Origin of the sequence: Streptomyces sp. MZ04, from assembly GCF_004684775.1 — a bacterium.
Lineage (GTDB): Bacteria > Actinomycetota > Actinomycetes > Streptomycetales > Streptomycetaceae > Streptomyces.
This window is the reverse complement of the sequence record NZ_SRIC01000306.1, coordinates 1-9,320: the sequence shown is the minus strand read 5'-3', so window position 1 is coordinate 9,320 and position 9,320 is coordinate 1. Positions and strand designations below refer to the sequence as shown.

The 9,320-nt window shown below is 71.1% G+C and carries 8 protein-coding genes and 1 pseudogene; 4 read left to right on the top strand and 5 right to left on the bottom strand.

The genetic code is table 11. From position 1 onward, the window contains the following. Positions 1 to 77: 77 nt before the first annotated feature. A pseudogene (locus E2651_RS36915) lies at positions 78 to 851 on the top strand (dihydrolipoamide acetyltransferase family protein); the annotation flags it as partial. Between the two features lie 98 nt (positions 852 to 949). Here E2651_RS36915 and E2651_RS36910 read toward each other — a convergent pair. After that, positions 950 to 1,840 (bottom strand): serine hydrolase, encoded by an 891-nt coding sequence (locus E2651_RS36910; RefSeq protein ID WP_135335634.1) that lies wholly within the window; start codon positions 1,838 to 1,840, stop codon positions 950 to 952. 157 nt (positions 1,841 to 1,997) lie between these two features. Between E2651_RS36910 and E2651_RS36905 the strand changes: the two genes are divergently transcribed. Both E2651_RS36905 and E2651_RS36900 read left to right on the top strand, forming a co-directional pair. Continuing rightward, entirely contained in the window at positions 1,998 to 2,681 is a 684-nt protein-coding gene (locus tag E2651_RS36905) for a GntR family transcriptional regulator (protein ID WP_135335633.1), read from the top strand. After that, on the top strand, positions 2,678 to 3,985 hold the full coding sequence (locus E2651_RS36900; RefSeq protein ID WP_135335632.1) for an MFS transporter: 1,308 nt from the start codon (positions 2,678 to 2,680) through the stop codon (positions 3,983 to 3,985). The genes E2651_RS36905 and E2651_RS36900 overlap by 4 nt, the downstream gene beginning before the upstream one ends. Positions 3,986 to 4,045: 60 nt before the next feature. On the opposite strand, the gene E2651_RS36895 is transcribed toward E2651_RS36900, so the two are convergent. Next, positions 4,046 to 4,870, bottom strand: coding sequence for a maleylpyruvate isomerase family mycothiol-dependent enzyme (locus E2651_RS36895; protein ID WP_135335631.1), 825 nt, complete (start codon positions 4,868 to 4,870; stop codon positions 4,046 to 4,048). Between the two features lie 170 nt (positions 4,871 to 5,040). Here E2651_RS36895 and E2651_RS36890 point away from each other — a divergent pair, with 170 nt between their 5' ends. Beyond that, on the top strand, positions 5,041 to 5,844 hold the full coding sequence (locus E2651_RS36890; protein ID WP_135335630.1) for a carbon-nitrogen family hydrolase: 804 nt from the start codon (positions 5,041 to 5,043) through the stop codon (positions 5,842 to 5,844). Here E2651_RS36890 and E2651_RS36885 read toward each other — a convergent pair. From E2651_RS36885 to E2651_RS36875, 3 genes are all read right to left on the bottom strand, one after another. Next, the gene (locus E2651_RS36885) at positions 5,841 to 6,335 is read right to left on the bottom strand and encodes an LURP-one-related family protein (RefSeq protein WP_135335629.1); all 495 of its coding nucleotides are present in this window, start codon (positions 6,333 to 6,335) and stop codon (positions 5,841 to 5,843) included. The two genes, E2651_RS36890 and E2651_RS36885, sit on opposite strands and share 4 nt — an antisense overlap. 99 nt (positions 6,336 to 6,434) lie before the next feature. Then, complete coding sequence (locus tag E2651_RS36880; protein WP_135335628.1) at positions 6,435 to 7,118, bottom strand: DUF4232 domain-containing protein; 684 nt, start codon at positions 7,116 to 7,118, stop codon at positions 6,435 to 6,437. A 93-nt stretch (positions 7,119 to 7,211) separates the two neighbouring features. Then, positions 7,212 to 9,209, bottom strand: a complete 1,998-nt coding sequence (locus E2651_RS36875; protein WP_348541692.1) for an AAA family ATPase — start codon at positions 9,207 to 9,209, stop codon at positions 7,212 to 7,214. Between the last annotated feature and the right edge of the window lie 111 nt (positions 9,210 to 9,320).

Sequence of the window (9,320 nt, the reverse complement as noted above, 5' to 3'; positions counted from 1 at the left end):
CAAGGCTATTCGTCGGCAGCGTCAGACGTGTATAAGAGCCGGCCGTCCCCGTGGCCGCGCCGCACCCGGCGGCGACCCAGGCCCAGGCCCAGGCCCAGGCCCAGGCCCAGGCTCCCGCGACCGCCCCGGCGGCCGCCGTGAGCTCCGACGCCCGCGAGACCCGCATCCCCGTCAAGGGCGTCCGCAAGGCCACGGCCCAGGCGATGATCGGCTCGGCGTTCACGGCGCCGCACGTCACCGAGTTCGTGACGGTGGACGTGACGCGGACGATGAAGCTCGTCGAGGAGCTCAAGCAGGACAAGGCCTTCGTGGGCCTGCGGGTGAACCCGCTCCTGCTCATCTCCAAGGCGCTGCTCGTGGCGATCCGGCGCAACCCGGACGTCAACGCGGCCTGGGACGAGGCGAATCAGGAGATCGTCCAGAAGCACTATGTGAACCTGGGCATCGCCGCCGCCACGCCGCGCGGCCTGCTCGTCCCGAACATCAAGGACGCGCACGCCAAGACGCTGCCCGAACTGGCCGAGTCCCTCGGCGAGTTGGTCTCCACGGCCAGGGAGGGCAAGACGTCCCCGGCCGCGATGCAGGGCGGCACGGTCACGATCACGAACGTCGGCGTCTTCGGCGTCGACACGGGCACACCGATCCTGAACCCCGGCGAGTCCGCGATCCTCGCGGTCGGCGCGATCAAGCTCCAGCCGTGGGTCCACAAGGGCAAGGTCAAGCCCCGCCAGGTGACGACGCTCGCGCTCTCCTTCGACCACCGCCTGGTCGACGGCGAGCTCGGCTCCAAGGTGCTCGCCGACGTCGCGGCGATCCTGGAGCAGCCCAAGCGGCTCATCACCTGGGCGTAGCGACCCAGCGACCCAGCGGCACGCGTACGCGGACGGGGCCCCGCCACACACCGTGGCGGGGCCCCGTCCGCGTACCGAGAAGGTTGTTTCGCGAAGGGCTACACCTTGAAGCCGTAGTCCATCAGCTTCTTCGCGTCCGTCGTGCGGTTGGCCGCGGAGGTGGACGTGAGGACCGTGCCGATGACCGTCTTGCCGTTACGGGTCGCGGCGAAGACCAGGCAGTACTTGGCCTGCGGGCCCGAGCCCGTCTTCACGCCGATCGTGCCGCTGTAGCTGCCGAGCAGGTTGTTCGTGTTGCTCCACGACATGTAGCGGTAGCCACCGCTCTTCGTGGTGACCTTCTGCTTCGTCGACTTCGTCTTCACGACCGTACGGAACGTGGAGCTCTTCATCGCGCTGCTCGCGAGCTTCGTCAGGTCGCGGGGCGTGGAGTAGTTGCCCGCGCCGCCGATGCCGTCGAACGAGTCGAAGTGGGTGTTCGTCAGGCCGAGGGTCTTGGCCTGTGCGTTCATCTTGCCGATGAACGACTTCACGCGCGCCGCGCGGGTCGAGCCCTTGCCGAACTTGTCGGCGAGCGCGTACGCCGCGTCGCAGCCGGACGGCAGCATCAGGCCGTACAGGAGCTGGCGGACGGTGACCTTGTCGCCGACGATCAGCCGGGCGGACGAGGCGGTGTTCTTGACGATGTAGTCGCTGTAGGCCTTCTGGACCGTGACCTTGGAGTCGAGGTTGAGGTTCGACTGCGAAAGGACCACCTTGGCCGTCATGATCTTGGTGGTGGAGCCGGTGGACCGGCGGGTGTCGGCGGCCTTGGTGAAGAGGGACTTGCCCGTGCCGTTGTTCATCACGTAGCCGCCCTTGGCGGCGATGAACGGCTTCGGCGGTGCGGCGGCGTGGGCCGGCGTCGTGAGTGCTCCGCCCGCGAGCACCGCTCCCGCGGTGACGATGACGGCTGATACGCGTCGAATGCCCTTAATGGGGGTGTTCAAGTTCTGTGCTCCAAATGCCCCTGGAATGCGGCCACATGAGGGTGCCGCTAGATGGTACGACTCACGACGGGGGCAGATGGATGTGCCCCCGCGAGGGTGATGTCCGCATCGTGGAATGGACGATGTGATGCGTACGTGTTGTATCTATGCTGTGCGCATGCCTGCCGCCCCAGCCGTCCCCGCCGCCTCCACGACCCCCGCCGTCAAGCCACCGCCCGCCGCCGAGCGCGTCTACGCGCATGTGAAGCAGGGCGTACTGGACCGCCGCTACGAGGGCGGCACGCTGCTCACCGAGGGCGAGCTCGCCGAGGCCGTGGGGGTGTCCCGCACCCCGGTGCGGGAGGCCCTCCTGAAGCTGGAGGTCGAGGGGCTGCTCCGGCTCTATCCCAAGAAGGGGGCGCTGGTCCTGCCCGTCTCCGCGCAGGAGATCGCCGACGTCGTCGAGACGCGGCTGCTCGTGGAGACGCACTCGGTGCGCAAGGCCGTGCCTGCGCCGCCGGGGCTCATCGAGCGCCTCGAAGAACTGCTGCGGCAGCAGCGGGAACAGGCCGCCGCCGGGGACCTCTCCGCTGCCGCCGTGACCGACCGGTGCTTTCACGCCGAGATCGTGCGGAGCGGTGGCAACGAGATTCTGGCGCGGCTGTACGACCAGCTCCGTGACCGGCAGTTGCGGATGGGCGTCGCCGTGATGCAGTCCCATCCCGACCGGATCGCCAAGACGCTCGCCGAGCACGAGGAGATCCTGGAAGCCCTGCGGGCGGCTGACGCGGAGGCCGCGGAGCGGGTGGTCACCCGGCACGTCGGGTGGTTCCAGAACCTGGCCAGGGGCGAAGTCCGATGAGCTCGGCCTCCGGTCCCGTCTCCCTCCCCGGTGACCCACCCGGTGGCAGGCGCGCCGTCCTCGTCTGGGGCATCGGCGTCGCCGTCTACTTCGTCGCCGTCATCTTCCGCACCTCGCTCGGTGTCGCCGGGCTCGACGCCGCCGACCGGTTCCACGTCAACGCGTCCGCGCTCTCGACCTTCTCCATCCTCCAACTGCTCGTGTACGCGGGGATGCAGATACCCGTCGGCCTGATGGTCGACCGGCTCGGCACCAAGAGGGTGCTGACCATCGGGGTCGTGCTGTTCACGCTCGGCCAGCTCGGCTTCGCGTTCTCTCCCTCCTATGCGATGGCCCTCGCATCCCGCGCCCTCCTCGGCTGCGGTGACGCGCTGACCTTCATCAGCGTCCTGCGGCTCGGCACCCGCTGGTTCCCGGCCCGGCGCGGCCCGCTGGTCGCGCAGTTCGCGGGGCTCGTCGGCATGGCGGGCAACCTCGTCTCCACCCTTGTCCTCGCCCGGCTCCTGCACTCCGTCGGCTGGACCGCCGCCTTCGCCGGCAGCGCGCTGTGCGGCGTCGTCGTCCTCGTACTGATGACGCTGTTCCTCAAGGACCACCCCGAGGGCCACGAGCCGGAGCCCGTGCGGCACACCGGTGGGGCTTTCGTACGCAAGCAGATCGCCCTGAGCTGGCGCGAGCCCGGCACCCGGCTCGGCCTGTGGGTGCACTTCACCACGCAGTTCCCCGCGATGGTGTTCCTGCTCCTGTGGGGGCTGCCGTTCCTCGTCGAGGCGCAGGGGCTCACGCGCGCGGCGGCCGGGACGCTGCTCACGCTCGTGGTGCTGTCCAACATGGTGATCGGCCTGGTCTACGGCCAGATCGTCGCCCGGCATCACGCGGCGCGTACGCCGCTGGCCATCGGCACCGTCGCGGCGACGGCGGTCATGTGGGCGGTCACGATCCACTACCCCGGCGACCACGCCCCGATGTGGCTGCTCATCACGCTGTGCGCCGTGCTCGGCGCCTGCGGCCCCGCGTCCATGATCGGCTTCGACTTCGCGCGGCCCGCGAATCCGCCGGAGCGGCAGGGCACGGCGTCCGGCATCGTGAACATGGGCGGCTTCGTCGCCTCCATGACCACGCTGCTGGCCATCGGCGTCCTCCTGGACGCGACCGGTGACAACTACCGGATCGCCTTCTCGGCGGTCTTCGTCCTCGAGGCGATCGGCCTGAGCCAGATCCTGCGGCTCCGTACGCGTGCCGTCCGCAGGGAGCGGGATCGGCTCGTGGCCAGCAGGGTCGAGGCCGTGCACGTCCCTGTCTGAGGCGGGCACGGGGGCCCTGCCCCCGGACCCCCGGTCCTCAGACGCCGGACAGGCTGGATTTCACGGCGTGACCGCGAACTCCCGCAGGATCGCCTCGCCGAGACCGTGGTCGCCCTCGATCTTGATGCGGTCGGTCACCGAGGCGTACGAGATGCGGCCGCACGCCAGACGGAAGTACGTCTCCCAGTCCAGGCTCAGCGTCGCGAGCGGGCCGAGCGAGGGGGCGCTGTCGACCGTGGCGTGGCCTTCGGCGTCGACGCGGACCGTGCGCAGGAACTCGACGGCACCGCTCACATCGAAGACGACCGCCGAATTCGCGGGCGCGCCAGCCTTCTTGGCGACGACCTTCGGCAGTCCGTGAAGGAGCAGGTCGCGGGCCACGAGCGCGCCGGGCGAGTCCAGGTTGCCGGGCTTCCTCAGCGTCGTACGCAGATCCTGTTCATGCACCCAGACGTCGAACGCGCGCATCCGCGTGGCCAGTTCGAGGGTCTGCTCGCTGCCGAGCGGGCCGCGGATCTTCGTGCCCGGCTCGCGCGACTCGTTCCGCAGCTGCCGAGAGCGGCGGATGATCGTGTACTCGAGCTCGGAGGTCATCTCGGGCGCGGTGTGGTGGCGCCGCACGTCGACCTGCATCTCCATGTACCGCTGGCCCTCGGTCTGTACGTGGTACAGGTCGCGGGGCAGCGTGTGGATGGGGCGCGGGTCGCCCAGCATCTCGCAGTCCAGGCCTATGACATGCGAGACGATGTCCCGCACCGACCAGCCGGGGCAGGGCGTGGCCCAGTTCCACTCTCCCTCGGCGAGCGGCGACACCAGCTCGGATATCGCCGTGACTGATTGGGTCCAGGCGTCGGCGTAGTTTTGCAGGCTGGGATGGAGACTCACGGGACCCCTCGACGGTCGTACGCGGGCGGTGGGTGTCTGAGACGCGTTTGTGGGGGTCCGGGGGCCGCCCCCGGAAAGTCACAGTACGCTGCCCACAGGCACCCCGGCAGTGCTTTCGTGTGACGATCGTAGGCCCGCAATGACAGCTCGAATGCCAGGACGGTGGTAGTGTGCGCGCCTCCCTCATCCAGATCGCCGTAGACGAGGACGAACCGGTCAATTCCCGCCGGTCGCGGGTCGCTTCACTGGTACGTGAGGTGAGTGCGCGCGAGGGATCGGATCTCGTCGTTCTTCCCGAACTGTGGACGACCGGCGCTTTCGCGTACGAGTCGTTCGCGGCGGAGGCGGAGCCGCTGGAAGGTCCCACGTACGAGGCGATGGCGAAGGCGGCGAGTGACGCGGGCGTCTGGCTGCACGCCGGGTCCATCCCGGAGCGGGACCCTGACGGCCCCCTCTACAACACCTCTCTCGTCTTCTCCCCCGACGGTGAACTCGCCGCCGCCTACCGGAAGATCCACCGGTTCGGCTTCGACAAGGGGGAGGCCGTCATGATGGCGGCGGGGGCGGAGTTGGCCACTGTGCGCCTTCCGTCCACCACCTTGGGGCTCGCCACCTGTTATGACCTGCGCTTTCCCGAGCTCTTCCGGGGGCTTGTCGACGCGGGCGCCGAGATGTTCGTCGTTCCGGCGGGGTGGCCTGCCAGGCGGCGGGAGCACTGGCTTCTCTTTGCGCGGGCGCGGGCTGTCGAGGATCAGGTGTACGTCCTTGCCTGTGGGACCGGGGGGACGCACGCGGGCGTGCCGCAGGCCGGGCACAGCGTTGTTGTCGACCCGTGGGGTGAGGTGCTGGCCGAGGCGGGGGACGGTGAGGAGGTCCTCACCGTTGACCTGGACCCCTCGAAGGTCGGGGCCACTCGGGAGCAGTTTCCGGCGCTGAAGGACCGGCTCCTCGGGATGGACACACCCAAGCGCTAGTCCACACCCCGTTCCTTCTCCGCCAGGCGGATCACGCAGACCGTGATGGCCAGGAGCAGGGCCGGGTCGGCGTCCTCTCGCGTGACATGCAGGCCGTACGTGTCGCGGACGCGGAACCAGCGGCGGGAGATGTCGGCCAGGAGTTCGCCGTCGTACTCGATGGCGAACTCGCGGTCGAGGATCTTGCCGCTGACGTCGAGTTCCGTGCCGTCGACAAGTTCCACGCGGTAGTGGTTGCGCAGGAGTGAGAGGCGTTTGCGCTTGACCGTGGCCAGCGGCTCGCCCGCCCGTTCGATGACCATCGTGTCGCGCAGGGCCAGCACCTTGGCGCGGATGTAGATGAGGACGCGGCCCTGCATGTCCTTCAGCTCGAAGGTCTCGCGCAGCCGCATCGCCTTGCCGTCGACGAGGAAGACCTTGCGGCCGTGGTCGTCCTCGATCCAGTAGTCGTCGCCGATGCCGAGCAGCCTGTCGCGTACGAGAAGTCTCATGGCGCCATGACTACCCCGCGCCGGGAGTGACACAGCCGGCCCGTGCCACTTGGGGGAAGTGAGGACACGAGCCGGCTGTGGGTCATGGGGAGGGCGCCGTCACGTCAGGGCGTCCTCGGAGGTGCTCTGCCAGTACGTGATCCGCGAGGAGCTGTCCAGGAGCAGGCCCGCGGGGCCGGGGGAGTCGACCGAGGCGTGGCCGTCCGTGCCCTTGCCGTCCGACGCGCCGAGCGTGACGTTGAAGGTCTTGGTGCGGTGGGTGTCGCCGGAGTCCTTGGCCGCGAGGTTGATCGAGGCGTAGGCGGACTGGCCGGGCTCGACGCCGACCACGGACTGCGGCTGGGTGTCCTCGGCCACCGGGAGGTTCTTGCCCGCCGTCGGGTCGCTGAAGAACGGGGCGCCGTAGACCGAGCAGCGCTTGTCGCCGTTGTTGGTGAGCTTGAGCAGGACGACGGGCGCGGAACCGCCGGTCTCGTCCAGGGAGATCTTCGCGGTGGCCAGCGTGCAGTCGCCGTCACCGGCAGGAGCGGCCTCACCGCCGCCCGAACCATCCGAACCATCCGAACCATCCGAATCATCCGAACCGCCCGAACCGCCCGAACCGCCCAACGCAGTGGCCGTCTTGTCGCCGCTCGACGAGTCGCCCGACGAGGACCCCGACGCCTTGTCGCCGCCGTCGCTGCCGTCGCTGCCGTCGCCGCTGTTGCAGGCCGTGAGCGAGAGCGAGAGGGCGGCGACCGCCGCGAGGGCGACGGCAGTGTTCTTGCGGGCGATGGTGCGCATGGTGGTGACTCCCCCGTGTGACGGTCAGGTCGGCCTTGCCGGGCTTACGGGAAGGAGCCTGCCGCCCGCCGCTGCCGTCCCGCTAACACCCGGCTAACGGTCCGGGATGGAGCGCCGCAGCTCCTCCGCGCGGCGCCGGTAGTCCGCTCCGCGCTCGGGTCCGTCGAGTACGGACGCCACCTCGCCGAGCTGGGTGAGCGTCCCCGCGGTGCGCGCCGGAAGGTCCTCCTCCTCCGTCACGCTGAGTGCGGTCAGGAGGGCCTCGCGCGCTTCGTGGTGCAGCCCGGCGCGGTGCAGGGCGATGCCGTACGACTCCCAGACCAGCGGCCGCCAGCCTGCGGTCTCGTCCGGCGGCACCGCGTCGAGGGCGCGGGCCGCGTGCTCGGCGGCGGCCGCCGGGTCGCCGTGGGCGAGGGCGAGCTGGGCGGCGTGGTGGTGCTCCAGCATCGCCGCCGTGGAGTGGCCGCTCTCGCGCGCCGTGCGGTGGGCCGCCTCCTGGGCGCGCAGGGCGCCGTCGGGGTCGTCGAGGTGGATGCGGGCGATGCCGATGAGTACGAGGACCTGCGCGGCGATCTCGGGAAGTCCCGCGCGGTGCAGCGGATCCAGGGAGCTCTCCAGATGCCCCAGGGCCGCCTCGTGGAGCCCGGTCTCGACGAGGAGGACGCCCAGGGTGGAGTGCAGCCGCCCGACGCCCTCGTCGCTGCGGGCCCGCCCGGCCGCCTCCAGGGCGCGCTCGAGCGGGGCCCGCCAGCCGAGGTGCGGGCGCCACAGGACCAGCGGCCAGATCAGTACGGCGAGGCGCCAGGCGCGGTCGTCGTCGCCGAGTGCCGTGGCGGCGGTCGCGGCCGCGCGCAGCGCCTCCTGCTCGGCGGCGAACCAGCTGCGGGCGGTGTCCCGGTCGGCGAACGCGCGGACCGGGCCCGGCCGGCAGTCGGCGGGCAGCGGGCAGTCGCGGTAGCCGGTGGTGTCGATGGCGCGGACGGCGGCGTCGAGGGAGCGCAGCCAGTGGTCGACCAGACGGCGGTCGGCGTCCGCGGGGCCGTCCAGGCTGCGGGCGTAGAGCCGTACGAGATCGTGCAGGACGTAGCGCCCCGGCGACTCCTCCTGGATCAGATGCGCGGCGGCGAGCCGGTCGAGCCCCTCGTGGGCGCCCGCGACATCCGTCCCCGCCACGGCGGCCGCCGCGTACGCGTCCACGTCACGGGTGAACGCGCGGGCCAGCGAGGCGAGCAGCCAGGCGTCGCTGTCCGGCAGCCGGTCCACCGAGGTGCGCAGGGCGGCGGCGACGCCGGTGTCCTCGGCGGAGAGCAGCGCCAACCGCCGCTGGCCGTCGGCGAGTTCGGAGGCGAGATCGGCGACGGACCACTGGGGGCGGCCGCTGAGCCTGGCGGCGGCGATGCGCAGGGCGAGCGGCAGACCGTCGCAGAGGCGGGCGACCTGGCGTACGGCGGTGGCGTCCGCGTCGCCGGCCCGCCCCAGGGCGCGGACGAACAGCTCGGCGGCGTCCCGCTCGCCGAGCACGCCCAGCGGGACGGGGCGCGCGAGGTCCGACGCGATGAGCCCGTCGAGGCGGTTGCGGCTGGTGACGACGGTGGTCACGTGGGGGGTGCCGGGCAGCAGGGGGCGGACCTGGGCGGAGTCCCGTGCGTTGTCGAGTACGACGAGGAGGCGTCGCTCCGCGACGAGGGAGCGGTACAGGGCCGCGGCGGCTTCGGTGCCGCCGGGCACCTCCTGCGGGGGGACGCCGAGGGCGAGCAGGAACTCCCGCAGGACGCACTCGGGCTGCGCGGGGTCGCCGCCGCTGTAGCCGCGGAGGTCCGCGAAGAGGCGGCCGTCGGGGGCCGCCTGGCGGTGCGCCCAGTGCAGGGCGAGGGCGGTCTTGCCGACCCCGGCGGGGCCGGTGAGCAGCGCGATGGGTCCTTCCGGGCTGTCGGCCACCGCGGCTTCGAGCGCCGCCAGTTGCTCATCGCGGCCGACGAAGCTGCGCGGGGCCCGGGGGAGGAGATTCTGGGCCCTGTGTTCATCGGCACCCGGCGCTGAGGGCTGTGCCCACCCTTCCCCAAGGCTCCGCTCGAGCAGGGGAGACCCCACTCGCCCTGCGGAACGCCTGCCCACAGCAGGAGTGGGAGTGAGAGTGGGGGCGGGGTCGGCCTCGGCAGGTTTCTCACGTTCAGGAGTCGCTGCGGGGCGAATGGGCGGGTG